We start from the raw sequence: 24,164 nt of genomic DNA, 5'->3' as shown, positions 1-24,164 counted from the left end.
TCGTGCTGAGCTGGCTATGTTTCCTTCCAACCCAACCGAAAGGTGCGCAGGTGCTTGCATCCGATAATGGACTGCGACGTGTCTCCGTGCATTGGGAGACTGCCGTCGTCGACGTCACCCTGCCCGCAGGAATCCCTGTCGCCGTGTTGATTCCATCGGTCGTCGACATCCTCCAAATTGTTCATTCCGACAACGAGGCCTGGCGATACCGCTTGTCGGTCCCCGGCGCGTCCGGGCTGGATCCATCGATGACCCTGGCACAGCACGGCATCGGAGACGGCGCACCCTTGGTGCTCAGCCGCAACACCGCGCCGTTGCCTGCTCCCCGCCACCTCGATGTCGCGGAGGCCGTGTCGGCCACACTCGACGCGGCGACCGAGCCGCGCCGCTACCCCGCACATGCGCGTGCCGTCCGTCTCATCGGGGTGGCGTCGGCGATTGTCTGGGTCGGGGTCGGAGGGCTGGCTATCGTGCGTAACACATTGTGTCTCAACGCCTACCGGGGCGCCGCCACGACGGTGACCGCGTCGGTGGCAGCGTGCGGCCTCGCCCTCGGACTTGCGGTCGTTGCGCGCCGCGGCTATCGAGACCGGACCGCCGGGCTGGGGTTGGGCCTCATCGCTACGGCGTTCGCGGCGGTGGCGGGCTTTGTGGCGGTGCCCGGCGCGCCTGGCATGCCGAACGTATTGCTCGCCGCGGCGGCGGCCGGCGCCACCGGGGTGGTCGCGATGCGGGTATCGGGTTGTGGTGTGGTGACTCTGACGGCCGTGTCGAACTGCGCCGCGGTCATCGCCGCGGCGGCACTGGTGGGCGTGTTCACAGCAGCACCACTGCGCATCGTCGCCTCGGCGACAGCACTGGTGTCCGTCAGCCTGCTTCCAGTGGCGGCGCGGGCATCGATCGCGCTGGCCGGGTTGTCGCCCCGGTTGGGGACCCCGGACGTAGGGGAGACCGAACCGGGCGACGCGCGAACGCATTTCCGAGCGATCCGCGCCGACAGGTGGTTGACCAGCCTGCTTGCCGGACTGTCGGTCTCGGCCACGCTGGGAGCGGTCGGCACCGTACTCGCCGGCGCACCCCGCCTGTCGTGCACCGCGTTCGGCACGCTCACCGGTGCGCTACTGCTGCTGCGTTCCCGATCGACCGACACGAGACGGACGCTGGTGTTTGCGTTCAGCGGAATCCTGGTTGCCGCAACAACCTTCGCGGTTTCCCTCTCACGCGTGCCGATGCCCGGCCCCTGGATCGTGATCGCAACGACGCTGGCGGTCGCCGTGTCGATGTGTTCGGTCTTCGCCGGATCCGCACGGCTCGCCTCGCCCGTCCTACGGCGCAGCGTCGGGCTACTGGAGTTGTCGATGCTGGCCACGATGGTTCCGTTGACCTGCTGGATATGCGGAATCTACGGTGCCGTTCGGGGATTGAACCTCACATGACGAGGCCGTGCGCCGGACGACTGCTGGCGGTGTCGGCTCTGATGTTGGCGGCGCCATTGGGAACGCCTACGGCGCGCGCGGTTTCACCGCCGGATATCGATGAGAGATGGTTGCCCAAGCCTGCCTTGCCTGCACCCCCGTGGCCGACCGTACAACGCGAAATCTGTGCGACGATGACGGCCGACTCTGGACCCGGCCGTCGACACCCAACGGGCCTCGGCGACCTATCGGCCGTCTGGCAACTCAGCCGCGGCACCGGACAACGGGTCGCGGTCATCGACACCGGGATCTCACGACACCTTCGGCTGCCCGATGTAGTGCCTGGCGGCGACTACGTGTCCACTGGCGACGGTACGCAGGATTGCGACGCGCACGGCACGCTGGTGGCTGGAATCATCGCGGCCGCAGCCGATTCCAAAACTGACGGGTTCACCGGGATGGCACCGGAGGCCACCTTGATCAGCATTCGTCAGTCCAGCGCGAAGTTCGCTCCCACCAGCGATCGGTCTCACACCGGCGTCGGTGACGTCGAAACACTGGCGAAAGCCGTTCGGACGGCGGCCGATCTGGGGGCCTCGGTGATCAACATTTCATCGGTTGCGTGCGCACCGGTGGCTTCGACGCTCGACGACCGCGCACTGGGCGCGGCGCTGGCCTACGCCGTCGACGTCAAGAATGCCGTCATCGTAGCCGCGGCGGGCAATACCGGCGGCCCGGGACAGTGCCCACCGCAGCGCGCGGACGCCACCTGGCAGACCATTACGGTCGCCGTCAGCCCGGCGTGGTACGACGACTACGTGCTGACCGTCGGCTCGGTGAATGTTCGCGGAGCGCCGTCGGCATTCACCCTTGCCGGCCCCTGGGTGGACGTCGCGGCGCCCGGCGAGGCGGTGATGTCACTCGCGCCGGAGCCGGTAGCGGGCACGAGCTATGCCGCCCCGGTGGTCAGCGGCCTGGCCGCGCTGATCCGGAGCCGCTTCCCGGCACTGACCGCGCGCCAGGTCATGCAGCGCATCGAGGTGACAGCGCATCATCCACCCGCCGGATGGGATCCCCTCGTTGGCAACGGCACCATTGACCCGCTCGCCGCGGTCAGCACCGGCACGGGTGGCCCCGGCGACACACCCGGCCCATCGCACGCACGGGTGCCGACCATCGCGCCGCCGCCGGAACCCCGCGATTCCCGTGCGCGGGACACGGCGCTCCGTGGCGTCGCGATCTGCGTGGTTGCGCTGGCTCTCGCGCTGGCCACGGGAGCAATCAGAGGTCGCCTATGGCGAGCCCGCAATCCCATCACGTGCGATTGATGCGTTCTGTCGGCTCAGCTCCGGTCCGGCCGGCAACAGCGAGAGAAGCGGCCACGGTGCCGGGCCCGCGCCGTCAAAGCCAAGGTCGTGCGCGGTGTCGTCGTCGTGAACGGCGAACCGAACGCCGGTGTCGCTGATCAGGTAACGAGTACCGGCGTCATCGCCCGCCCGCACGTAGGCGCTTGCGCCGGGCGGCACGTAGACGGCGTCCACGGCAGGGCCGGGGCCGTCGTCCTGCGCCAAACCCACCGGCGCCCGGCCGGGCGGGATCGGCAGCCGGTCCTCGGCCAGGATCACGACGTCGGGTCGGCCGGGTCGCATCTCGCCCCAGCCGGCGCACACGGTAGCGGCCGGCTCTGACAGCGTTGGCGCCCGGTCAGGAAAGAGGCCAACCGGTAGCTCGGCGACGACGGGAGCGGCCCGGATCGCGTCGGGCGCGACAGTGACCGGATTGGCCGTTCCCTGCCGGCTGCTGAACCGGAGTAAGTCGGCGGCCACGTGGCCGATGCGCTGCACGCCGGCGGCTAAAACCGCGTAGTACTCGTCGCCGTCGGCGCGTGTGATGCGAAGCACGCTGCCGACGGAGAACCCGGGCAACCCTGGCGTCGCGACGCCTCGACCGCGGAGGCGTGGCGGTGCGATCGGTGGCGCTTCCGGCACCGCATTCAGCAATGCGTGCGAGACGATCACCGGCGTTTTGCCCTCGAGGCGCAGCGCGCGCACGACGACAGCATCGTCGAGGTCCACCATCGCCCGGTGGCCGTCGTAAAGCAGGTAGGCAGGCGAATCCGACCCGGGACGCACCAGGATCGCTTGCCCGGCGGGCACTCGGTGCACGGTCGGCGCCTCGGAGCGGCGGCCGATGATGACGGTCGTGGTGCCAGCGCCAGTGCTAGCACATATCGACCAACCCACATCGTCTGGAGGCAACGGCCTGCCGAGAAACTGCGGCGCGCCCGGGATGCCCAGCAGCGGCCCGCGTTTGGTGGTGCTCAAGTCGGATTCGCTGACCGGCTGCGGGGCGGCGGCCGTCGCGGCGATGAGTCGGGCAGACGCCAGGTTGAGCACCGGATGCCAAACGTCGCGCACTCGAACGAACAGGGCGCCCGACTCCCGGCTCACCACGATCTGCGCGCGATCCAAGGCCACATGTGGCCGCAGCAGGGCGAGAACCGCACAGCCGGCCACCCCAACAGCGGTGATTACGCACCCGAACGCCACCGGACGCGTGCCCGAGCGAAACCCGGCCCGGGCATCCTGCCGCAGCAACGCGCTTTCGATCCGCCGCAGCAAATACCGGTAAGCGCTGACGTGCAGCCACGTGGCCGGCTGACGCGGCACCTGATCCCCTGACTCTCAAATTCCGTCAACGGCCACGTTAAGCGGCCATGTCGGGACGCCAGAACGGTTATCCACAGGTTGCGCGGGGTTTCGGCGCATCACAATTTGGGTAAAATTGCGCCGGTGAAAACTCACCGTGTACGTACCCGTCGGGCGGGCACCGCGCGGTCAGCCGGCCGGATCGGCCTGGGTGTTTCTGCCCTGGCTCTCGCCGCTGGCCTGCTCGCGACCCCCGCCCCGGCGCCGAAAGCCACCGCAGATGACTGCCCGGACGTCGAGGTCATCTTCGCCCGCGGCACCAACGAGCCCCCCGGCCTGGGTCGGGTCGGCGACGCATTCGTGGACTCGCTGCGCCAGCAGACCAACGGCCTGAACATCCTGCCCTACGGCGTGAACTACGCCGCCAGCAAGCTGCAGCTGCACGGCGGCGACGGCGCCAACGACACCATCGACCGCGTCAAGAAGAGCGTGGAGAAGTGCCCCAACACCAAGATCGTGCTGGGCGGCTACTCGCAGGGCGCCTCGGTGATGGACATCGTGGCCGGCGTCCCGATCGGCGGCATCACCTGGGGCAACACGCTGCCGGCACAATACGCCAACAACATCGCTGCCGTCGCCACCTTCGGTGACGTGGCCGACCGGGCCGGCGGCACCCTGCCCAGCCAGAGCGCGATGCTGGGATCGAAGGCCATCGACCTGTGCAACCCCAACGACCCGGTCTGCCACGCCGGGCCCGGCAACGAGTGGAGTGGGCACACCGAGGGCTACGTCCCCGTGTACACCACCCAGGCCGCGGCGTTCGTCGCGCAGAAGCTGGCGGCCGCCGGGCTCGGCCAGCAGTCGCCCGCGTTCGGTCCACCGCTGGGCCCCGTCCCGCAGACCCCCGGCTACGGCCCTCAGCAACCGGGCTACGCCCCCCAGCAACCGGGCTACGGCCCTCAGCCGCCCGTCTACGGGCAGAACCCGCCCGGGTCGGGCCCCTCGATCCACGGCGGTCCCGGCACCGGTCCGGCTCCCGCGCCATCGTTGCCGGCGCCGGCTACCAACTCACCGCAAGCACCTCTCGTCTAAATCGTTACCGTCGGGTTATCAACGCCCCCTTAACATCGCTGTGTGAGGCTTATCCCGTTAGGGCTGGGCATCGGAATTGGCGCAACGACGGCGTTATTGATTGGTCCCCAATTGGTTCCGCATGCGTCGGCGTCGTGCCCCGGCGTTGAGGTGGTGTTCGCCCGGGGCACCGACGAGCCACCCGGTGTCGGCAAGGTAGGAGCCGCCTTCGTCAGCGCGTTGCGCGAGCAGACCCGCAAAAGCGTTGGCGCATACGGGGTGAACTACCCGGCCAACAAAGACTTCCTGGCCGCTGCCAACGGCGCCAACGATGCCAGCACCCACCTTCAGCAGATGGCCGTCAACTGCCCCGACACCAAACTAGTGCTGGGAGGCTACTCCCAGGGCGCCGCCGTCGTCGACATCGTCACGGCCGCACCGATATCCGGCCTCGGCTACCGCCAGCCGTTGCCGCCACAGGCCGCCGATCACGTCGCCGCCGTCGCGCTGTTCGGCAATCCATCCGGCCGGGCGGGTCAACTGATGAACGCCCTGTCCCCGAATTTCGCGGGAAAGACCATCGACCTGTGCAACCCGGGCGACCCCATCTGTTCGGCGGGGTCGCAGTGGAGCTCGCACCTGAGCTACGTGCCCGGATTGACCAACAGGGCAGCGAATTTCGTCGCGGGCAGGATCTGATCTTGAATCACCGCCGGTACTGCGCGGCGTGCGCCGCGTCCATCGCTGCGGCGACGCTTCTCGCTCTAGCGGTCACCACCCTCGCGGCGCCGCCGGCGTCGGCGGACTGTCCGGGTGCCGAGGTGGTTTTCGCCCGCGGCCGGGAGGAACCACCCGGTGTCGGCTACGTCGGCGCCGCGTTCCTCAATTCACTGCGCGCCAAGGTGCGCATGCCGGTGGGGGCCTACGGGGTCAACTATCCCGCCGATGTCAGCCCGGCCAAGGGCGCCAACGACATGAGCGCGCACGTCCAGCAGATGGCGCGAAGCTGCCCGGGCACCCGCGAGGTGCTCGGCGGATATTCGCTGGGTGCCGTTTCCGCCGATCTGGTTGTCGCGGTTAGTCAACCGGCATTCGGATTCACCAACCCGCTGCCCCCGGCATTCGACCAGCAGGTGGCGGCGGTCGCCCTGTTCGGTAACGGCACCCGCAAAGTCCTTGGACCGGTCCCAGATTTCAGTCCGGCGTTCGCCGCCAAGACCATCGATGTGTGCGCGAAGGGCGACCCGATCTGCTCGGCGGCCGGCCTGAATTGGCCTTCGCATCTGCAGCCCTCTTACATCGACTCCGGACTGGTTGATCAGGCCGCCAACTTCGTCGCCGCCAGGCTGTGACCACTCAATCGCGCGAGCGCACATCCCGGGTGATCAGGTTGCGCGCCGCCAGCTGGTCATCGGGCGGGTAATCGACACCGACCAGCGACAAGCCATGCGCCGGAGCTGCGGCGAAATCGCTGGATCGCTGTGTTGCGCTAAGCAATTCGCGGCAGTAGGAGACGGGACGGCGGTGTTCCCCGACGGCCAGCAGCGCACCGACCAGTGAGCGCACCATCGACCAGCAGAACGCGTCGGCGCTCACGTGCGCGGTGATCAGGTCGCCGTCGTGGATCCAATCCAGCCGCTGCAGGTCGCGAATGGTGGTGGCGTTCTCGCGATGCCGGCAGAACGCGGCAAAATCGTGCAGGCCGAGCAGGTCTCGCGATGCCGCGTTCATCGCCTCTACGTCCAGCGGGCGCGGCCAGGCCGTGACGTAACGGGTCTGCAGCGGCTGCACACCCCAGGGCGCCGTCGAGATGCGATACACGTAGTGGCGGCGCAGCGCCGAGAACCGGGCGTCGAAACCCGCAGGGGCGCGGGTGATATCGACAACCCGGACATCAGTGGGCAGAAACCGGCCCAGCCGGCGCAGCAGTGGCACGAACTCGGGTTCACCGACACGCGGTGTACGCGGATAGGCGTTCGGCAGCGCTTCTGACGGCACGTCGACGTGGGCCACCTGCCCGGTGGCATGGACTCCGGCATCGGTACGTCCCGCCGCGCGCAGCCGCACGGGCGCGCGAAAGACGGTCGTCAGCGCCTCGTCGAGAATTCCCGCCACGGTCCGTTGGCCGGCCTGAGCGGCCCAGCCCGCGAACCCTGTTCCGTCGTAGGCGATGTCAAGCCGCAGACGGATGTCCTCGTTAACTCTCGTCAGCCTCGTCATCGGCGTCGGCCGCTTCGGCTTCGGCTCTCGCGGCGACGGCCTTGTCGGCCTTTTCTTCCGCTTCGGCCTGGACCTTGGTCGGCTCGGCCTCGGTCGTGGTCTCCTCGACCTCGGCCGTCGGGCCGACGGCCTCTTGCGGCTCGACAGAAGCCTGGGGTGCCGCGGCCGCCGCCACAGGAGCGTCGGTCTTCTTCGAAGCCTTCACCCGACGAGCCCGATCGGCCTCCGAGGTGACCGTCTTCTCCCGCACCAGCTCGATCACGGCCATGGGTGCGTTGTCGCCCTTGCGTGGCTCGACCTTGATGATGCGGGTGTAGCCGCCGTTGCGGTCGGCATAGAACGGACCGATCTCCTCGAACAGGGCGTGCACCACGTCCTTGTCGCGGATCTTCTTCAGCACCTCTCGACGGTTGTGCAGCGCACCCTTTTTCGCGTGCGTGATCAGCTTTTCCGCATAGGGCCGCAACGCACGCGCCTTGGGCTCGGTCGTCTTGATTCGGCCGTGCTCGAACAGCGAGGTGGCCAGGTTGGCCAGCAGTGCCTTCTGGTGCGATGACGACCCGCCGAGGCGAGGTCCCTTGGTGGGCTTGGGCATTGCGACTATCTCCTATTTGGGGCCGGCCCCCGTATCAGGTAGGGCCGGGACGGACTTTCGTCAGTTGTGTCCGGTTCCTCAGCGGCCGCTGCACGGCCGCATCGTCACCGGACGGCGTTTACAGCTGCTCGGTTTCCGCGTAGTCCTGGTCGTCGTAGGACGCCTCGCTGGACCAGGTGCCGGTGGCGACGTCGTAACCCGCGACCTGCGAGGGGTCGAAGCTCGGCGGGCTGTCCTTGAGCGACAGGCCCAGCTGGTGCAGCTTGACCTTCACCTCGTCGATCGACTTCTGTCCGAAGTTGCGGATGTCGAGCAGGTCGGACTCGGTGCGGCTCACCAGCTCGCCGACGGTGTGCACACCCTCGCGCTTGAGGCAGTTGTAGGACCGGACGGTCAGATCCAGGTCGTCGATCGGCAGGGCGAACGACGCGATGTGGTCGGCCTCGGCCGGCGACGGCCCGATCTCGATGCCCTCGGCCTCGACGTTGAGTTCGCGTGCCAGACCGAACAATTCGACCAGGGTCTTGCCCGCCGACGCCAGCGCGTCGCGGGGGTTGATCGAGCTCTTGGTCTCGACGTCCAGGATCAGCTTGTCGAAGTCGGTGCGCTGCTCGACACGGGTGGCGTCCACCTTGTAGGTGACCTTGAGCACCGGCGAGTAGATGGAATCGACTGGGATACGGCCGATTTCGGCACCGGACGCGCGGTTCTGCACGGCGGGCACGTAGCCACGGCCGCGCTCGACGACCAACTCGACCTCGAGCTTGCCCTTGTCGTTCAAAGTCGCGATGTGCAAGTCGGGGTTGTGCACGGTGACACCGGCCGGCGGCACGATGTCACCCGCGGTGACCTCGCCCGGGCCTTGCTTGCGCAGGTACATCGTGACCGGCTCGTCCTCCTCGGAGGACACGACCAGGCTCTTGAGGTTCAAGATGATCGCGGTGACGTCTTCCTTGACGCCCGGCACAGTGGTGAACTCATGCAGCACGCCGTCGATGCGGATGCTGGTGACGGCCGCACCCGGAATCGAGGACAGCAGGGTCCGCCGCAACGAATTGCCCAGGGTGTAGCCGAATCCCGGCTCCAGCGGCTCGATGACGAACTGGGAGCGGCTGTCGGTGAGAACTTCCTCCGACAGGGTGGGTCGCTGAGAGATCAGCATGGTGTTTCTTCTTCTCCTTCTCGGCACCCGCTATTTGATGCCGCTTGGGTTGTCCCGCGGGGATCCGCCGCGCCCGGCTTCGCCGCGCTTGCGATCACCGCGAGACCTGCACCGGTTGGGTACAGGGGTCTTTACTTCGAGTAGAACTCGACGATGAGCTGCTCGACGAGGGGCACGTCGATCTGAGCCCGCTCGGGCAGCTGGTGGACGAGGATGCGCTGGCGCTCCCCCACCACCTGCAGCCAGCTCGGGATCGGGCGGTCGCCCGCCGTCTCCCGCGCGATCTGGAACGGCACGGTGTTCAGCGAGCTGTCCCGCACGTCGATGATGTCGTGCTGCGACACCCGGTAGCTGGGAACGTTGACGTGTACGCCGTTGACGCTGAAGTGTCCGTGGCTGACCAGCTGACGGGCCATCCGGCGGGTCCGCGCCAGGCCGGCGCGGTATACGACGTTGTCCAGCCGGCTTTCCAGGATGCGCAGCAGCTCCTCACCGGTCTTGCCGGGTTGCCGCACGGCCTCTTCGTAGTAGCGACGGAACTGCTTTTCCATCACACCGTAGGTGAAGCGGGCCTTCTGCTTCTCCTGCAGCTGCAGCAGGTATTCGCTTTCCTTGATCCGCGCGCGCCCGTGCTGGCCGGGCGGGTAGGGGCGCTTCTCGAAGGCCTGGTCGCCACCGACGAGGTCGGTGCGCAGCCGGCGCGACTTGCGAGTGATGGGTCCGGTGTATCGAGCCATGGTTGTCTCCTAGACCCTTCTGCGCTTCGGCGGGCGGCAGCCGTTGTGCGGCTGCGGCGTGACGTCGGCTATCGCGCCGACCTCCAGGCCGGCGGCCTGCAGCGACCGGATCGCGGTCTCCCGGCCCGAACCCGGGCCCTTCACGAACACGTCGACCTTCTTGACGCCGTGTTCCTGCGCCTTGCGCGCGGCGTTCTCGGCGGCCAGCTGGGCCGCGAACGGGGTCGACTTCCGCGAGCCTTTGAAGCCCACGTGACCCGACGATGCCCAGGCGATGACGTTGCCCTGGGGGTCGGTGATCGTGACGATCGTGTTGTTGAAGGTGCTCTTGATGTGGGCGGCACCGTGCGGGATGTTCTTCTTTTCCCGCCTGCGGGTCTTCTGACCCTTCTTGGGCGCCGCGGCGCCCGCCTTCTTTGCTGGTGGCATCGGGGTTTACCTGGCCTTCTTCTTGCCGGCGATGGTGCGCTTGGGGCCCTTGCGGGTGCGCGCGTTGGTCTTTGTCCGCTGGCCGCGCACCGGCAGGCCGCGGCGGTGCCGCAGGCCCTGGTAGCAGCCGATTTCGATCTTGCGGCGGATGTCAGCCTGCGTCTCGCGGCGGAGGTCACCCTCGACCTTGAGGTTTGCCTCGATGTAGTCACGCAGGTGGGTCAGCTGATCATCGGTCAGATCCCTCGTGCGCAGGTCCTTGTCGATGCCGGTAGCTGCCAGAATCTCGTTCGACCGGGTGCGGCCGACGCCGAAAATGTAGGTCAGGGCGATCTCCATCCGCTTGTCACGCGGAAGGTCGACGCCGACTAGTCGAGCCATGGGTGGCGTTTCCTCTTTTTCAGGCGGAGGTCTGTTCCCAGCCCGTTCCCGCAACCCCGGTAGGGATGGTCATATCTCGCGGGGCCCGGCCTCCGTCCGGGCGTGGATGAGCTAGCCCATCTCTGTAGATGCCAGCCGCTCACTGGTGCTGGGAGGTCTGCATTCAGTTGTGTCGGGGCGCCGAAGCGCATGCGATCGCCGCTAGCCCTGGCGCTGCTTGTGGCGCGGATCCGAGCAGATCACCATGACCCGCCCATGCCGACGGATCACCCTGCACTTGTCACAGATTGGCTTGACGCTCGGGTTCACCTTCACGGCTGTTCGATCCTGTTCTGTTTCGTTCGTCGTTGTTGGAGATCAGGCGCGTTACTTGTACCGGTACACGATGCGGCCACGGGACAGGTCGTAGGGAGACAACTCCACCACCACCCGGTCCTCGGGCAGGATACGGATGTAGTGCTGCCGCATCTTGCCGCTGATGTGGGCAAGCACCTTGTGACCATTCTCCAGCTCAATGCGGAACATCGCATTGGGCAGGGGCTCGACCACCCGGCCCTCCACCTCGATGGCGCCGTCCTTCTTGGCCATAACTAGTTAAGAATCCTCGTCATATAGTTTCGTTCTCGTCTGCGCCCAGTCGACGCGACATTGCACCGACTTGGAACGTGAGCCGGCGACAGGAAATTCCTAGGAACTTGGCACACAAAAAGTCGGCGCGGATGCCGCACCGTTGTTCCACGATACCCGGTTGATCCGCTGCACCAAAATCGCTGTCGGCAAAACGCGGCCGGCGTCCTCGACCTCCCGCCTGGCCGCTGACGAGCGCATACTTAACGCCGATGACCAACCCCTCAAGCCAGCGCAAGCCCGTCATGTTGACCGTCGACGACGATCCCTCGGTCTCCCGAGCGGTCGCGCGCGACCTGCGCCGCCACTACGGAGAAGAGCACCGGATCGTGCGCGCGGAATCCGGGCCCGACGCGCTGGGCACGCTCAAGGAGCTCAAACTGCGCGGCGAGACGGTCGCGCTGCTGATCGCCGACTACCGGATGCCGGAGATGAGCGGCATCGAGTTCCTCGAACAGGCGATGGACCTGTATCCGGCGGCGCGCCGGGTGCTGCTGACCGCCTACGCCGACACGCACGCCGCCATCGACGCGATCAACGTCGTCGACCTGGACCACTACCTGCTCAAGCCGTGGGATCCGCCGGAGGAGAAGTTCTATCCCGTCATCGATGGGCTGCTGGACGCCTGGCGGGCCGCACCCGAGCACCCGATCCCACACACCAAGGTGATCGGTCACCGCTGGTCGGCGCGGTCCTGGCAGGTCCGCGACTTCCTGGCCCGCAACGGCCTCTATTACACCTGGTTCATGGCCGACGAACCCGCCGGTGAGCGGCTGCTCAGCGCGGCCGGCACCGACGGCCTGCGGTTGCCGGTGGTGATCACCCAGCGCGGCGAACCTTTGGTCGACCCCACCGATGCGCAGCTGGCCGAAACCCTGGGTCTGACGACCACGCCGTCACAGGACTTCTATGACCTGATCGTGGTCGGCGGCGGGCCCGCGGGCCTGGCCGCGGCCGTGTACGGCGCCTCGGAGGGGCTGCGCACGGTGCTCATCGAGCACACCGCCACCGGCGGTCAGGCCGGTCAGAGCTCGCGTATCGAGAACTATCTGGGCTTCCCCGACGGGGTGTCGGGTGGCCAGCTGGCCGACCGGGCCCGCCGGCAGGCGGACAAGTTCGGCGCCGAGCTGATCACCGCACGCAAGGCGAGCGCCCTCGAGGTGAACGGAGCCAAACGCACCGTGCGGTTCAAAGACGGCGGCTCGGTCGACGCGCACGCCGTCATCCTGGCCACCGGGGTGTCCTACCGCAAGCTGCAGGCCGAGGGCTGCAGCGAGCTGACCGGCTGCGGCATCTATTACGGAGCGGCCGTCTCGATCGCCTCTGAATGCGAAGGCGAAGAGGTCTACGTGATCGGCGGAGCCAACTCGGCCGGCCAGGCGGCCATGTATCTGTCGCGGACCGCCAAGTCGGTCAACATCGTCGTGCGCGCCCCGTCGCTGGAGGCGTCGATGTCCTACTACCTCATCCAGCAGATCGAGGCGAACCCCAAGATCAACGTCCTGACCTGCACCGAGGTGCAGCGCGCCACCGGCGACGGCCACCTGGAGCAGCTACGGCTGGTCAACAACCGGACCGGGGAAACCGAGGATGTCACCTGCGGCCGGATGTTCATCTTCATCGGCGCCGCCCCGCGCACCGACTGGCTCGACGGGGTGCTGGCCCGCGACGACCACGGGTTCATCCTGACCGGTCCGGACCTGCGCAACGTGTGCGGCTGGACGCTGGAACGCCCGCCGCATCACCTCGAGACCAGCGTGCCCGGGGTTTTCGCCACCGGCGACGTCCGCTCGACGTCGGCCAAGCGGGTAGCCGCCGCCGTCGGCGAAGGGTCGATGGCGGTCATGCTGGTCCACCGATACCTGGCCGAATCATGACCGCCACCGAATCGAAGCCGATGCCGTGTGAGCCCGACGAGCTGCGCAGCCTGTTCCTGTTCGAGGCGCTCACCGACGAGCAGCTCGCCGTGCTGTGCAGTAACGGGCACATTCAGCACTACGAACCGGGTCCGATCTGCGTCGAGGGCGAACCGGCGACCTGCTTCTACGTGCTGATCGAGGGCGAGCTGATGATGTCGAAGCTCTCCGGCGGCCAGGACATCGAAACGAACCGCACCTCACAGCGCGGCGTGTACTGCGGGGCGTGGCGGGCCTTCACCGGCGGCAAGCAGAAGACCTACGACGCCTCGGTGCACGTGACCAAGCCGTCGCGCTTCTTCGTGATGGACGCGCCGGTGTTCGCCGATTTCATGAAGGCCCAGTTCCCCATGGCGGTGCATCTGCTCGACGGCATCGCCGTCGGCACCGACCGCACCCGCCGGATCATCGACAACCGGGAGAAGCTACTGGCGCTGGGCCGGTTGTCCGCCGGGCTGACACACCAGCTGAACAATCCCGCCGCGGCCATCTCGCGGTCCGCCGCGGATCTGCGCGAACGCGTCGCCAACATGCGGCACAAGCTGGCGATGCTCGCCGACGGCACCATCAGCCCCGAGGCGTTGAGCGCACTGGTGCAATTGCAGGAGCGGGTCGCCGAGCAGGTCGCCAAGTCGGCGTCCGAGCACCTGAGCGCGCTCGAGACCTCCGACCGCGAGGACGCCGTCGGCGACTGGCTGGACGAGCACGGCATCGAGGGTGGCTGGGACATCGCGCCGACGTTCGTCGAGGGCGGCATCGACACCGACTGGCTGGAGCGGATTTCGGCGGTCAGCGAGGAGCTCGCGTCGACGTCGCTGGAGCAGGCGATCCGATGGATCAACTACACCATCGAAAGCGAGCTGCTGATGAATCAGATCGTGGAAGCGAGCAAGCGAATTTCGGCCTTGGTCGCCGACGCCAAGCAGTATTCGCAAATGGATCGGGCCCCGTTCCAGGTGGCCAATGTGCACGATCTGCTGTACAGCACGCTGGCGATGTTCGCCGACCGGCTGACCAAGGACGCGGGCAAAGAGGCCGGGGAGAACCCCGCGATCACCGTGGTCAAGGATTTCGACAAAACTCTTCCCGAAATCCCTTGCTATCCGGGCGATCTCAACCAAGTGTGGACCAACATCATAGACAACGCGCTCGCCGCGATGCGCGATACGGGCGGCACGCTGACCGTCCGGACCTGCCGTTTCGGCGAGAACATGGCCCGGGTCGAGATCTGTGACACCGGGCCGGGAATCCCGGCGGATATCCGCGAGCACATTTTCGAGCCGTTCTTCACCACCAAACCGTTCGGCGAGGGCACCGGGCTCGGGCTGGATCTGGCGTTCAACATCGTCGTGAAGAAGCATCGCGGTGACCTGCGGGTGGAGTCGGTGCCCGGCGACACCCGGTTCATCGTGCTTCTGCCGCTCACTGCCGACGCCGCCGCCGCGGACCTCGACGAAGTCGATGAGGACGAAGCCGATGAGGATGTAGCCGCCGCGGAATAGCTCTCACGGGGCGCGGGTTAAGAACACCATGACCGATGCAGCGAGCAAACCCAATCTCGGCCGGTTCGGATCGTTCGGACGCGGCGTCACACCCGAGCAGGCCAGGGACATCGAAGCGCTGGGCTACGGCGCCGTCTGGGTCGGTGGTTCACCGCCCGCCGAGCTGGCCTGGGTCGAGCCCCTCCTGGAGGCGACCACGACGTTGCAGGTGGGCACCGGCATCGTCAACATCTGGACCGCGGCGGCCAAGCCGGTGGCCGAATCGTTTCACCGCATCGACAAGGCGTACCCCGGCCGGTTCCTGCTGGGCATCGGCGTCGGCCATCCCGAGGCTCACACCGAATACCGCAAGCCGTACGACGCGCTGACCGACTACCTGAACCAGCTCGATGACTATGGCGTACCCGCCAACCGCAGGGTAGTGGCGGCGCTGGGCCCGCGCGTCCTCAAGCTGTCCGCAGAACGCTCGGCCGGGGCGCACCCCTACCTGACCACCCCGGAACACACCGCGCGTGCCCGCGAACTCATCGGGCCGTCGGCCTTCCTGGCTCCCGAGCACAAGGCGATCCTGACCACCGACCCCGAGAAGGCCCGGGCCGTCGGCCGCAAGGCGCTCGACGTGTACTTCAATCTCGCCAACTACCGGAACAATTGGAAGCGGCTCGGTTTCACCGAGGACGAAGTCACCCGGCCGGGCAGCGACCGCCTGGTGGACGCGGTGGTGGCGTATGGCACCGTGGACCAAATCGCGGCGCGGCTCTCTGAACACCTGGACGCCGGCGCCGATCACGTTCCCGTGCAGGTCCTGACGAAGGATGAAAACCTGGTCTCCGCGCTGGCCGAACTGGCGGGGCCGCTGGGTTTGACGCCGTCCTGACGTCCCGTAGGGGGAGCTAGATGACCGACGTTTCACTCAAACCCGAGCTCGGCCGGTTCGGGGTGTGGCTGCCAAATCGATCGATTTCTCCCGAACTGGCCGCGAGCATCGAATCGCTGGGCTACGGCGCCGCCTGGATTGGTGGATCACCGGACGCCGACCTGTCCTGGGCCGAGCCGGCCCTGGCGCAGACGGCGTCGTTGCAGCTGGCCACCGGAATCATCAACATCTGGTCGGCGCCGGCCAGGGTCGTCGCCGAATCGTTTCACAGGATCGAATCCGGCCATCCGGGAAGGTTTTTGCTGGGGATCGGCGTCGGCCACCCGGAGCGCACGCAGGAATACGTGAAGCCCTACGACGCGCTGGTCTGCTACCTCGACGAACTCGACTCGGCTGTGGTGCCGACCAGCCGGCGAGTGGTCGCGGCGCTCGGGCCGCGGATGCTGGGCCTCGCGGCGCGGCGCAGCGCCGGTGCGCACCCGTATCTGACCACGCCGGAGCACACCGCCAAGACGCGTGAGTTGGTCGGCGGGGCAGTGTATTTGGCGCCCGAACACAAGGTGGTGCTGACCACCGACGCCGAGAAGGCCCGCGCGGTCGGTCGTCGGACGGTCGAGTTCTATCTGGGCCTGAGCAACTACGTGAACAACTGGTTGCGGCTGGGGTTCACCGAAGCCGACGTGCGCAAGCCCGGCAGCGACAAATTGATCGACGCGGTGGTCGCCTATGGCACCGCGCAGGACATCGCGAATCGGTTGGCCGAACATCTGGAGGCCGGCGCCGACCACGTGGCGATCCAGGTGCTGGGTGGCGATGGTGACCAAGCAACGCTGCTACCTGCGCTAACCGAATTGGCGGCACCCCTGGGGCTAACTGCCGCAAACTGACCGATCCGCTCGGTTAGGGTTTGGGCATGCGGTTATTGGTCACCGGCGGCGCTGGATTCATCGGCGCCAACTTCGTGCACAGCACGGTCCGGGAACACCCCGAGGATTCCGTGACGGTGCTCGACGCCATGACCTATGCGGGCCGGCGCGAGTCACTGGCCGACGCCGAGGACGCCATAGAGCTGGTGGTGGGTGACATCACCGACACCGAGCTGGTGTCGCGGCTGGTCGCGGAATCCGACGCGGTGGTGCATTTCGCTGCAGAGAGCCACGTCGACAACGCGCTGGACAGTCCCGAGCCGTTCCTGCACACCAACGTCGTCGGCACCTTCACCATCCTCGAGGCGGTGCGCCGTTACGGCGTGCGGCTACACCACATCTCGACCGACGAGGTGTACGGCGACCTGGAGCTCGACGACCCGCGGCGGTTCACCGAGGCGACGCCCTATAACCCGTCGAGCCCGTATTCGGCGACCAAAGCCGCCGCCGACATGCTGGTGCGCGCCTGGGTGCGCTCGTATGGGGTGCGCGCGACGATCTCGAACTGCTCGAACAATTACGGGCCGTATCAGCATGTCGAGAAGTTCATCCCGCGCCAGATCACCAACGTGCTCACCGGCCGCCGGCCCAAGCTGTACGGCACCGGCGCCAACGTTCGCGACTGGATCCACGTCGACGACCACAACAGTGCGGTCCGGCGCATCCTGGACAAGGGCGAGATCGGGCGCACCTATCTGATCAGCTCCGAAGGAGAGCGCGACAACCTGAGCGTGCTGCGCACGCTGCTGCAGATGATGGGCCGCGAGCCCGACGACTTCGACCACGTCACCGACCGCGTGGGCCACGATCTGCGTTACGCAATCGACCCCTCGTCGCTGTACGACGAATTGTGTTGGGCGCCAAAGCACACCGATTTCGAAGACGGCCTGCGTGCCACCATCGACTGGTATCGCGCGAACGAATCGTGGTGGCGCCCGTTGAAAGACGCCTCGGAAGCCCGCTACGAAGAGCGCGGGCAGTAGCGTGCACGTTCGCGAACTAAAGATTCCCGGCGCCTGGGAGATCGCTCCCACCGTCCACGGCGATTCGCGCGGCATTTTCTTCGAATGGCTCAGCGACAAGGGCTTCCGCTCCTTCGCCGGCCATGGCTTGGACGTCCGACAGGCCAATTGCTCGGTGTCCTCGGCCGGCGCGTTGCGCGGATTGCACTTCGCGCAGTTGCCGCCGAGCCAGGCCAAGTACGTAACCTGCGTTCGCGGTTCGGTGTTCGATGTCGTCGTCGATATCCGGGTGGGCTCACCGACATTCGGGCAGTGGGATTCGGTTCTGCTCGACGACTCCGATCACCGGACGATCTACGTCTCCGAAGGACTGGGGCACGGCTTCCTTGCGCTGCAGGACAATTCCACGGTGATGTATCTGTGCTCGGCGGAATACAGCCCGCAGCGCGAACACACGATCTGCCCGACCGATCCCTTGCTGGCCATCGACTGGCCGTCGGTGGACGGGCGGGCACCCAACCTATCCGACCGAGATGCCGCGGCGCCCAGCTTCGCGGAGGTGCGTGCCTCCGGCCTGCTGCCCACCTGGGACGAGACCCGGGCGTTTGTGGAGGAGATGAGACTCAGGCAGAAGCGGGCCGATTTCGCCTAGCCGCCAGAGGGCACGCCCACAAGGCCACCGTGAGCACCTCCGCCATCACGCTGGCGGCGGCGTACGGTGCTGGTTCCCAACCCCGTTCGGAGAAGCCGGACAGGCCGGCGGTGCGCGACAGCATGAATGCGACGAGTGAACCGGCCGCCAGCATGGCACCGGCCCAGCGCAGCCAGCCGGGACCGCCGATCAGGATCAGCAGCGCGATCGCGAACGACAGGCTGGCCTGAGCCATGAATGCGGTGCCGATCGTCGGAATGTGCCGGTAGCCATGCAGATAGAGGTGGGCGTGGGCCGCGGCGCTGATGGTCAACGAGACGGCGAGGCCGAGGCGGACCAGGATGGTCGTCAATGTCATTGCAGCGCGGTCTCCTTCAGGGCCAGAGCGGTCTGTCCCTTGGCGTAGCTGACCTCGCGGACGCCCAGCGCGTCGCGCAGCTTGCCGGCCGGAAGCGTGACCGGCTTGGGCGCGGGCCCATCGCCGGGCCGCGGCAGCGGGTAGGCGGTGGTGGTGCCGCTGTAGAACGTGACGTTGTCCTCGGTCTTGGAGAACAGTTGGTGAACATGGCCGTTCAGGCAGGTGACCGAGGAGAAGCGGCGCAGGTAGCTCAGCGCCTGGGTGGCGTCGTCGGTGCCCCAGCCCCATTGCGGGTACATCGCGAACAGCGGGATGTGGGTGAACACGATGATGGGGGTATCGCTGGAGAGGCGCGCGACATCCTTTTTGACGAACTCCAACTGATCGGCGCCAAGATGGCCGAGTTTGCGCAGATTCAGCGTATTGACCAATGCGATCAGGTGCACGCCGGCGATGTCGAGGCTGTACCACCCGTCGCCAACGGAGCCGGCGCCGAAGGTGTTTCGATACTTGCGCCCCGCGTCATCGATCGAGTCGTGCTCTCCTGGCACGGTGAACACGTGTGGCGTCTTGAGTCCACTCATCATCTGCTTCGCCTGGTCGAACTGCTCCGGGCTGGACAGGTGGGTGAGGTCCCCGGTGTGGATGACGAAATCCGGTGTGTAACCGAGGTCGTTGACCAGATCGATCGCGCGGCCGAAGGTTCCGGTGACGTCGGGGTTGGGCGCCCCGGTGAAACCGAGGTGGCTGTCGCTGATTTGGGCGAACCGCAGCGTGGGCCGGGCAGCCGCGTGTTGCGCCCCTGCCCGGCCCGCGACATGCGAGATGACCTCGCCGCCGGCCACTGCGAACCCGACCGCCGCACCGAACCATGCCGTGTGCCGGATGAGCTGGCGGCGAGTCATGCCCTTCTCGCCGACGCTCATCCCGTCACCACCACGGTGCCGCGCATCATCGGGTGGATGGAACAGACGTAGTCGAAACTCCCTGCGGCGGAGAAGGTATGGGCGAAGGTGGCACCCGTTCCCATGCCGGGTGAGCGAAAGGAGCCGTCACTCGCTGCCACCGTGTGGGGTTCTTCGTCGCGGTTGGTCCACGTGACGGTGGTCCCGACGGGCACGGTCAACGTCACCGGCGCGAACGCGAAGCCGTCGATGCTGACCTGGTCGCCGCGCACCGGGGCCGGCGCGGTGATCGAGGTCGCGGTGATCGAGGTGCTGGGCGCGGCGGTGGTCGCCACCGGTCGTGGCTGAGAGCAACCGGACAGCAGCACCACACCCACGGCCGCCGCAGTCGCCGAAAGTCTTCGTAGCATGGGGATATCCATGCCAGGAGATAGCGCGGTGGGTTACACCGCTCAGGCCGGGCGCGTCGGACGCGGCGGGGCGAAGACCTCGATGGCCCCGTTGACCTCACGAACCATCAATTCGGGCAGCGGCTTCGGCGCTATGGGCAACTGGTGGGTGAGCACCTGCCCGGTCGGCGAGAACGACGTGGTGTGGCACGGGCAGCGCAGGGTGTCGTCGGGTGCGTCGAACCACAGCTTGCAGCCCTGGTGGGTGCACACCCCGGAGATCGCCTGGACTTTTCCGGCGACGCGGCGGACGAATCCGGTCACCGAGCCGAGATCGAAAGCGCGCATGGCGCCGTCGGGCACGTCCGAGCCGGCCGCGACGCGCTGCCAGCTGCCCTCGTTGGGCGTGAGTTGCCCGGCGGCGTTCTCCGGAGTCCGACCGTCGCCGCGTTGGCCCGCGATCAGGGCGCGGTCGACGGACACCGCGGCGACCGCCGCGGTCGCGGCGGCCGACGTCGCGACGATGACCTGACGGCGCGTGCCGCCGCGGCGCGGCGCGGTTTCCGTGGTCGCGCCCGACATCTGCTCGGCGACACGCCGGTGCAGATCGGCAACGAATTCCGGGCTCGGCGCGTCACCACCCTCGCGGGCCGCGCGCAGCTCGATCGCCGTGCGGACCTGCGCGGCCTCGAAGTCGTCGGGCGCGAACGGCCTGGGCCGGCGCCCCCGCAACAGGTCGTCGACATAACGTCGCAGCCCTCGCGCATTCATGGCTGGCCCCCATCGTTGACCTGCGCCGCCAGCCGCAGGGCGCGGTGCTGGAGCACCTTGGCATTGCCCACGCTGATTCCGAGTTCCGCGGCTGACTCCTTGATCGAATTACCCCGCAGGAAGCGGGATTCCAGGATCTGGCGATAGCGGTCCGGCAGGCTGTCCAGCACCCGGGCGACACGCTGGGGTGCGGTGCTGACCGCGTCCTGGCTGTCGGCTGGTTGTTCGATGTCCTCGATCGAGGTTATCTCTCGCCCCAGCGTCTCGCGCCAGTGCGCGGCGAGCACCGTCCTGGCGGTCGCCCTCAGGTACGCACGCACCTCGGCGACGCTCGCGGTCAGCCGCAGCGGCCGCAGCGCGGCGAGGAACACCTCGGCGGTGAGATCTTCTGCGTCGGTTTGGTTGCCGACGCGCGCGAACAGCGTGCGGTACACCCAGGTCACGTTGTCGGAGTACACGGCTTCCCAGTCCGGGTAGCCACCATCGGGCACCGCGCGCAGGGGTCGCGGGCCGACGGGTTCGTTTCTTGGCGCCACATGCCTCCTTCACCCGATGAATATCGGCTCGGGTTACAGGGGTCAGGGCGCCGCGAGGGCGGCTTCGGCGGCCATCAGCTGGTCAAGCTTGGTGGCGGTGGCGGAGAACGCCGACTTGGCGATGCCGAGAATCCGGTCCCGCACTCGGGGCTTCGCAGCGGCCGACGGCAGCAGGTGACCGATCAGATGCCCGAACAGGTCCAGACGGGCCGCGGCCAACCACGACATCAAGTCCGGATCGTCGAACCAGCGCAGCTGGTTGTCGTAGTCGGCCCGGGCAAGCCGCAACCAGTCGAGGTCGGTGTCCGGATGCGGCAGCGGCACGCACAGCTCGTTTTTCACGGCGTCGTCGCGGTATGCGGCTTCGACATGGGCGATCAGGGCGGCGCTGAAGATCTGTTGGCATCCGCGCACGCTTTGCAGGGTGATTTTCCCAGGACCGAAAATTGGTGTGGCGGGCCGCTTTTCGGCTCCGTCCGCAGTGCAATCGATGTACAACTCATCGCCGCTGACCGCCACGGTGCCGCCATCAAGGATCATCCTGTCCGACTCGATGGCAAGCAGGTGGCCCATGCGCACCACGTCGGTGATGCGGCGCAGCTGCTCGAGTTCGAGCCGGGTGACGGTGGCGCAGCGGTACATGGCGGGCCGGACGGCCGGGTCGATCCGCAACAGCACGCCGGCGGTCTCGAGCTGCGCGAACAGATCCTGCACCGAGCTCGCGTCGTTGATCGCGCGCAGTTGTGCGGTGAAGCCGGCCTTGACCTTGTCGGCGAACAGCGCGCCGGGCTGCATCGTCTCGCGGTCCAGCAGCCAGGAATCGCGGGGCATGATCCAGGTCAGCCGATCCGGCCCGACACCGTGACCCAGCAACCACAGGCAGGTGTCGATGCCGGTCTTGCCGGCCCCCACGACGACATAGCGCCCACGCGCGGCGAGCCGGGGCAGGTCGTTGGGCGGCACGCATCCGATGCCGTCGGCAACCGCATACGGCGGGCGGCGCATGGCCGGCACGGTGACCCGCATGTAGGTCGCGTCGACGATGCGGCGCGTCACACCGACGGCGTGGTCGGCGCCGGCCAACGTGCGAAACCGGCCGTCACCGCGGTATTCACTCATCGGGAAGTAGCGCACCCGGCCGGTCGGCAACCACTCCCGGCGGATGATGCGCTCGTAATACGCGCAGATTTCGCCGGCGGACGCCAACTCGTAAAGGCCGCGGTTCCAACCCATTTGGTCGATCGTGTCGCAGCCCAGCCGCGTCGAGTTGACGCCGTAGAACGCCGAGGGCTGATGCAGCCGCACGAACGGGTAGGCCATGGTCCAGTGCCCACCGGGCGCGTGGTGGCGGTCCACCACGACCACGCGGGCCTCCGTCTCGGAGACCAGCGTGTCGATGAACGCCATGCCCATGGCGCCCGCGCCAACTACCAGGTAATCGGCCTCGATGGTGCCCATACAGCTGTCAGGCTAGCCCGGCACCCGCCTTGCGACGTCTGACTCGGGTTACTAGGATATCCAAGTATCCGCTCAAGCGCCGTCAACCACACTCGAGGGCCCCATGACCACACAGATTCCGCACTTCATCGATGGGCAACGCACCGCAGGCCGGTCCGGCCGCAGCGCTGACGTCTTCGACCCCAGCACCGGCCAGGTCCAGGCGACGGTGCCGATGGCCGGCCAGGCCGACATCGACGCCGCGGTGGCGTCGGCCGTCGAGGCCCAAAAAGGTTGGGCCGCAACCAATCCGCAACGGCGCGCACGGGTGATGATGCGCTTCATCGAGCTGGTCAACCAGCACAACGACGAGCTGGCCGAGCTGCTGTCGCGCGAGCACGGCAAGACGCTGGCCGACGCGAAGGGCGACATCCAGCGCGGCATCGAGGTCATCGAGTTCTGCATCGGCATCCCCCACCTGCTCAAGGGCGAGTACAGCGAAGGCGCCGGCCCGGGCATCGACGTCTACTCGCTGCGCCAGCCACTCGGCGTGGTCGCCGGCATCACGCCGTTCAACTTCCCGGCGATGATCCCGCTGTGGAAGGCCGGCCCGGCGCTGGCCTGTGGCAACGCGTTCGTGCTCAAGCCCAGCGAGCGTGACCCGTCGGTCCCGGTGCGGCTGGCCGAACTGTTCTTGGAGGCGGGCCTGCCGCCCGGTGTGTTCCAGGTCGTGCACGGCGACAAGGAGGCTGTGGACGCCATCCTGAACCACCCCGACATCCAGGCGGTCGGGTTCGTCGGCAGCTCCGACATCGCCCAGTACATCTACGCTGGGGCCGCGGCCACCGGCAAGCGCTCGCAGTGCTTCGGCGGCGCCAAGAACCACATGATCGTGATGCCCGACGCGGACCTGGACCAGGCCGTCGACGCTCTCATCGGCGCGGGCTACGGCAGCGCCGGCGAACGCTGCATGGCGATCAGCGTCGCGGTCCCCGTCGGCGACAAGATCGCCGACCGGCTGCGCGCCCGGCTCATCGAGCGGATCAACAACCTGCGCGTCGGCCACAGCCTGGACCCCAAGGCCGACTACGGCCCGCTGGTGACCGAGGCCGCTGTGGCTCGGGTGCGCGACTACATCGCCCAGGGTGTCGACGCGGGAGCCGAACTGGTCATCGACGGCCGCGAACGGGCCAGCGACGACCTGACTTTCGGCGATGCCAACCTCGAAGCCGGCTTCTTCATCGGCCCCACCCTGTTCGATCACGTCACCCCCGACATGTCGATATACACCGACGAGATCTTCGGCCCGGTCCTGTGCATCGTAAGGGCGCAGAACTACGAAGAAGCGCTGGCGCTTCCTTCTCAGCACGAATACGGCAACGGCGTGGCGGTTTTCACGCGCGACGGCGACGCGGCCCGCGACTTCGTCTCCCGCGTTCAGGTCGGCATGGTCGGCGTCAACGTGCCCATCCCGGTGCCGGTGGCTTACCACACCTTCGGCGGCTGGAAGCGTTCCGGTTTCGGTGACCTCAACCAGCACGGCCCGTCGTCGATCATCTTCTACACCAAGACCAAGACGGTGACGTCGCGGTGGCCGTCCGGCATCAAGGACGGTGCCGAATTCGTCATTCCCACAATGGATTAGGAC

General features: G+C 67.4%; 27 protein-coding genes. 12 read left to right on the top strand and 15 right to left on the bottom strand.

From position 1 onward, the window contains the following. Positions 1-50 precede the first annotated feature (50 nt). Both eccD and mycP read left to right on the top strand, forming a co-directional pair. Positions 51-1,436: a type VII secretion integral membrane protein EccD gene (eccD, locus tag AC5Y4F_RS18035; protein ID WP_499997758.1), complete on the top strand. Its 1,386-nt coding sequence runs from the start codon at positions 51-53 to the stop codon at positions 1,434-1,436. Next, complete coding sequence (gene mycP / locus AC5Y4F_RS18030; RefSeq protein WP_499997757.1) at positions 1,433-2,743, top strand: type VII secretion-associated serine protease mycosin; 1,311 nt, start codon at positions 1,433-1,435, stop codon at positions 2,741-2,743. The genes eccD and mycP overlap by 4 nt, the downstream gene beginning before the upstream one ends. Here the strand turns inward: mycP and eccB are convergent. Then, a complete protein-coding gene (eccB, locus tag AC5Y4F_RS18025) occupies positions 2,708-4,084 on the bottom strand; it encodes a type VII secretion protein EccB (protein WP_499997756.1) in 1,377 nt (458 codons plus the stop codon). The two genes, mycP and eccB, sit on opposite strands and share 36 nt — an antisense overlap. A 123-nt stretch (positions 4,085-4,207) precedes the next feature. Here eccB and AC5Y4F_RS18020 point away from each other — a divergent pair, with 123 nt between their 5' ends. Genes AC5Y4F_RS18020 through AC5Y4F_RS18010 form a run of 3 tightly spaced genes read left to right on the top strand, consistent with a single transcriptional unit; the run spans position 4,208 to position 6,486 of the window. Beyond that, complete coding sequence (locus AC5Y4F_RS18020; protein WP_369829657.1) at positions 4,208-5,155, top strand: cutinase family protein; 948 nt, start codon at positions 4,208-4,210, stop codon at positions 5,153-5,155. Between the two features lie 42 nt (positions 5,156-5,197). Then, on the top strand, positions 5,198-5,833 hold the full coding sequence (locus tag AC5Y4F_RS18015; RefSeq protein WP_067929751.1) for a cutinase family protein: 636 nt from the start codon (positions 5,198-5,200) through the stop codon (positions 5,831-5,833). Beyond that, complete coding sequence (locus AC5Y4F_RS18010) at positions 5,833-6,486, top strand: cutinase family protein (RefSeq protein ID WP_369829658.1); 654 nt, start codon at positions 5,833-5,835, stop codon at positions 6,484-6,486. The genes AC5Y4F_RS18015 and AC5Y4F_RS18010 overlap by 1 nt, the downstream gene beginning before the upstream one ends. 4 nt (positions 6,487-6,490) lie before the next feature. On the opposite strand, the gene truA is transcribed toward AC5Y4F_RS18010, so the two are convergent. From truA to infA, 8 genes are all read right to left on the bottom strand, one after another. Next, on the bottom strand, positions 6,491-7,354 hold the full coding sequence (truA, locus tag AC5Y4F_RS18005; RefSeq protein WP_082947392.1) for a tRNA pseudouridine(38-40) synthase TruA: 864 nt from the start codon (positions 7,352-7,354) through the stop codon (positions 6,491-6,493). After that, positions 7,332-7,949, bottom strand: a complete 618-nt coding sequence (gene rplQ / locus AC5Y4F_RS18000; protein ID WP_499997755.1) for a 50S ribosomal protein L17 — start codon at positions 7,947-7,949, stop codon at positions 7,332-7,334. Before rplQ ends, truA begins: the two co-directional genes overlap by 23 nt. Before the next feature lie 118 nt (positions 7,950-8,067). Continuing rightward, positions 8,068-9,111, bottom strand: a complete 1,044-nt coding sequence (locus AC5Y4F_RS17995; RefSeq protein ID WP_007773471.1) for a DNA-directed RNA polymerase subunit alpha — start codon at positions 9,109-9,111, stop codon at positions 8,068-8,070. 131 nt (positions 9,112-9,242) lie between these two features. Next, positions 9,243-9,848, bottom strand: coding sequence for a 30S ribosomal protein S4 (rpsD, locus tag AC5Y4F_RS17990; RefSeq protein ID WP_499997754.1), 606 nt, complete (start codon positions 9,846-9,848; stop codon positions 9,243-9,245). A 9-nt stretch (positions 9,849-9,857) separates the two neighbouring features. Further along, entirely contained in the window at positions 9,858-10,277 is a 420-nt protein-coding gene (gene rpsK / locus AC5Y4F_RS17985; RefSeq protein WP_067345980.1) for a 30S ribosomal protein S11, read from the bottom strand. A gap of 6 nt (positions 10,278-10,283) precedes the next feature. Continuing rightward, positions 10,284-10,658 (bottom strand): 30S ribosomal protein S13, encoded by a 375-nt coding sequence (gene rpsM / locus AC5Y4F_RS17980; protein WP_067129331.1) that lies wholly within the window; start codon positions 10,656-10,658, stop codon positions 10,284-10,286. Positions 10,659-10,859: 201 nt separating this feature from the next. Then, on the bottom strand, positions 10,860-10,973 hold the full coding sequence (gene rpmJ, locus AC5Y4F_RS17975; RefSeq protein WP_003879483.1) for a 50S ribosomal protein L36: 114 nt from the start codon (positions 10,971-10,973) through the stop codon (positions 10,860-10,862). 51 nt (positions 10,974-11,024) lie between these two features. Next, complete coding sequence (gene infA / locus AC5Y4F_RS17970; RefSeq protein ID WP_003418601.1) at positions 11,025-11,246, bottom strand: translation initiation factor IF-1; 222 nt, start codon at positions 11,244-11,246, stop codon at positions 11,025-11,027. Positions 11,247-11,497: 251 nt separating this feature from the next. On the opposite strand from infA, the gene AC5Y4F_RS17965 reads away from it, so the two are divergent. From AC5Y4F_RS17965 to rfbC, 6 genes are read left to right on the top strand one after another with little or no spacing between them, the layout of a single operon-like run. Further along, positions 11,498-13,162, top strand: a complete 1,665-nt coding sequence (locus AC5Y4F_RS17965; RefSeq protein ID WP_067929754.1) for an NAD(P)/FAD-dependent oxidoreductase — start codon at positions 11,498-11,500, stop codon at positions 13,160-13,162. Continuing rightward, positions 13,159-14,703: an ATP-binding protein gene (locus AC5Y4F_RS17960; protein WP_067929755.1), complete on the top strand. Its 1,545-nt coding sequence runs from the start codon at positions 13,159-13,161 to the stop codon at positions 14,701-14,703. Before AC5Y4F_RS17965 ends, AC5Y4F_RS17960 begins: the two co-directional genes overlap by 4 nt. Positions 14,704-14,731: 28 nt before the next feature. Continuing rightward, on the top strand, positions 14,732-15,580 hold the full coding sequence (locus tag AC5Y4F_RS17955; RefSeq protein WP_067929756.1) for an LLM class F420-dependent oxidoreductase: 849 nt from the start codon (positions 14,732-14,734) through the stop codon (positions 15,578-15,580). 20 nt (positions 15,581-15,600) lie between these two features. After that, positions 15,601-16,467, top strand: coding sequence for an LLM class F420-dependent oxidoreductase (locus AC5Y4F_RS17950; protein ID WP_067929757.1), 867 nt, complete (start codon positions 15,601-15,603; stop codon positions 16,465-16,467). Positions 16,468-16,493: 26 nt separating this feature from the next. Beyond that, positions 16,494-17,489 carry a dTDP-glucose 4,6-dehydratase gene (rfbB, locus tag AC5Y4F_RS17945; protein WP_499997753.1) on the top strand — a complete coding sequence of 332 codons (996 nt, stop codon included), beginning with the start codon at positions 16,494-16,496 and terminating at the stop codon, positions 17,487-17,489. 1 nt (position 17,490) lies between these two features. Then, positions 17,491-18,120 (top strand): dTDP-4-dehydrorhamnose 3,5-epimerase, encoded by a 630-nt coding sequence (rfbC, locus tag AC5Y4F_RS17940; protein WP_067929759.1) that lies wholly within the window; start codon positions 17,491-17,493, stop codon positions 18,118-18,120. Here the strand turns inward: rfbC and AC5Y4F_RS17935 are convergent. From AC5Y4F_RS17935 to AC5Y4F_RS17910, 6 genes are read right to left on the bottom strand one after another with little or no spacing between them, the layout of a single operon-like run. Then, entirely contained in the window at positions 18,092-18,478 is a 387-nt protein-coding gene (locus tag AC5Y4F_RS17935) for a hypothetical protein (protein ID WP_499997752.1), read from the bottom strand. The genes rfbC and AC5Y4F_RS17935 overlap by 29 nt on opposite strands. Next, a complete protein-coding gene (locus tag AC5Y4F_RS17930) occupies positions 18,475-19,404 on the bottom strand; it encodes a metallophosphoesterase family protein (RefSeq protein WP_067929761.1) in 930 nt (309 codons plus the stop codon). Before AC5Y4F_RS17930 ends, AC5Y4F_RS17935 begins: the two co-directional genes overlap by 4 nt. After that, the gene (locus AC5Y4F_RS17925) at positions 19,401-19,793 is read right to left on the bottom strand and encodes a cupredoxin domain-containing protein (RefSeq protein ID WP_067929805.1); all 393 of its coding nucleotides are present in this window, start codon (positions 19,791-19,793) and stop codon (positions 19,401-19,403) included. The genes AC5Y4F_RS17930 and AC5Y4F_RS17925 overlap by 4 nt, the downstream gene beginning before the upstream one ends. Before the next feature lie 42 nt (positions 19,794-19,835). After that, positions 19,836-20,543, bottom strand: coding sequence for a Rieske (2Fe-2S) protein (locus AC5Y4F_RS17920; RefSeq protein WP_499997751.1), 708 nt, complete (start codon positions 20,541-20,543; stop codon positions 19,836-19,838). Further along, positions 20,540-21,079 (bottom strand): RNA polymerase sigma factor, encoded by a 540-nt coding sequence (locus AC5Y4F_RS17915; RefSeq protein WP_067929763.1) that lies wholly within the window; start codon positions 21,077-21,079, stop codon positions 20,540-20,542. The genes AC5Y4F_RS17920 and AC5Y4F_RS17915 overlap by 4 nt, the downstream gene beginning before the upstream one ends. A 42-nt stretch (positions 21,080-21,121) precedes the next feature. After that, positions 21,122-22,537: an NAD(P)-binding protein gene (locus tag AC5Y4F_RS17910; protein WP_067929764.1), complete on the bottom strand. Its 1,416-nt coding sequence runs from the start codon at positions 22,535-22,537 to the stop codon at positions 21,122-21,124. 103 nt (positions 22,538-22,640) lie between these two features. Between AC5Y4F_RS17910 and AC5Y4F_RS17905 the strand changes: the two genes are divergently transcribed. Next, positions 22,641-24,161, top strand: a complete 1,521-nt coding sequence (locus AC5Y4F_RS17905; protein ID WP_499997750.1) for a CoA-acylating methylmalonate-semialdehyde dehydrogenase — start codon at positions 22,641-22,643, stop codon at positions 24,159-24,161. Positions 24,162-24,164 lie beyond the last annotated feature (3 nt).

The organism is Mycobacterium sp. NGS56 (assembly GCF_059812425.1).
This window is presented reverse-complemented; position numbering and strand designations above follow the sequence as displayed.

What these genes read in the sequence shown, in the direction of transcription:
- rpsD (WP_499997754.1), bottom strand. Translation starts at nt 9,848, where the DNA reads ATGGCTCGATACACCGGACCCATCACTCGCAAGTCGCGCCGGCTGCGC.
- AC5Y4F_RS17905 (WP_499997750.1), top strand. Translation starts at nt 22,641, where the DNA reads ATGACCACACAGATTCCGCACTTCATCGATGGGCAACGCACCGCAGGC.
- truA (WP_082947392.1), bottom strand. Translation starts at nt 7,354, where the DNA reads ATGACGAGGCTGACGAGAGTTAACGAGGACATCCGTCTGCGGCTTGAC.
- rplQ (WP_499997755.1), bottom strand. Translation starts at nt 7,949, where the DNA reads ATGCCCAAGCCCACCAAGGGACCTCGCCTCGGCGGGTCGTCATCGCAC.
- infA (WP_003418601.1), bottom strand. Translation starts at nt 11,246, where the DNA reads ATGGCCAAGAAGGACGGCGCCATCGAGGTGGAGGGCCGGGTGGTCGAG.
- AC5Y4F_RS17925 (WP_067929805.1), bottom strand. Translation starts at nt 19,793, where the DNA reads ATGCTACGAAGACTTTCGGCGACTGCGGCGGCCGTGGGTGTGGTGCTG.
- AC5Y4F_RS17950 (WP_067929757.1), top strand. Translation starts at nt 15,601, where the DNA reads ATGACCGACGTTTCACTCAAACCCGAGCTCGGCCGGTTCGGGGTGTGG.
- AC5Y4F_RS17920 (WP_499997751.1), bottom strand. Translation starts at nt 20,543, where the DNA reads ATGAATGCGCGAGGGCTGCGACGTTATGTCGACGACCTGTTGCGGGGG.
- AC5Y4F_RS17930 (WP_067929761.1), bottom strand. Translation starts at nt 19,404, where the DNA reads ATGAGCGTCGGCGAGAAGGGCATGACTCGCCGCCAGCTCATCCGGCAC.
- AC5Y4F_RS17960 (WP_067929755.1), top strand. Translation starts at nt 13,159, where the DNA reads ATGACCGCCACCGAATCGAAGCCGATGCCGTGTGAGCCCGACGAGCTG.
- AC5Y4F_RS17910 (WP_067929764.1), bottom strand. Translation starts at nt 22,537, where the DNA reads ATGGGCACCATCGAGGCCGATTACCTGGTAGTTGGCGCGGGCGCCATG.
- AC5Y4F_RS17935 (WP_499997752.1), bottom strand. Translation starts at nt 18,478, where the DNA reads ATGACATTGACGACCATCCTGGTCCGCCTCGGCCTCGCCGTCTCGTTG.
- AC5Y4F_RS17995 (WP_007773471.1), bottom strand. Translation starts at nt 9,111, where the DNA reads ATGCTGATCTCTCAGCGACCCACCCTGTCGGAGGAAGTTCTCACCGAC.
- rpsM (WP_067129331.1), bottom strand. Translation starts at nt 10,658, where the DNA reads ATGGCTCGACTAGTCGGCGTCGACCTTCCGCGTGACAAGCGGATGGAG.
- AC5Y4F_RS17965 (WP_067929754.1), top strand. Translation starts at nt 11,498, where the DNA reads ATGACCAACCCCTCAAGCCAGCGCAAGCCCGTCATGTTGACCGTCGAC.
- mycP (WP_499997757.1), top strand. Translation starts at nt 1,433, where the DNA reads ATGACGAGGCCGTGCGCCGGACGACTGCTGGCGGTGTCGGCTCTGATG.
- rfbB (WP_499997753.1), top strand. Translation starts at nt 16,494, where the DNA reads ATGCGGTTATTGGTCACCGGCGGCGCTGGATTCATCGGCGCCAACTTC.
- rpsK (WP_067345980.1), bottom strand. Translation starts at nt 10,277, where the DNA reads ATGCCACCAGCAAAGAAGGCGGGCGCCGCGGCGCCCAAGAAGGGTCAG.
- AC5Y4F_RS17955 (WP_067929756.1), top strand. Translation starts at nt 14,732, where the DNA reads ATGACCGATGCAGCGAGCAAACCCAATCTCGGCCGGTTCGGATCGTTC.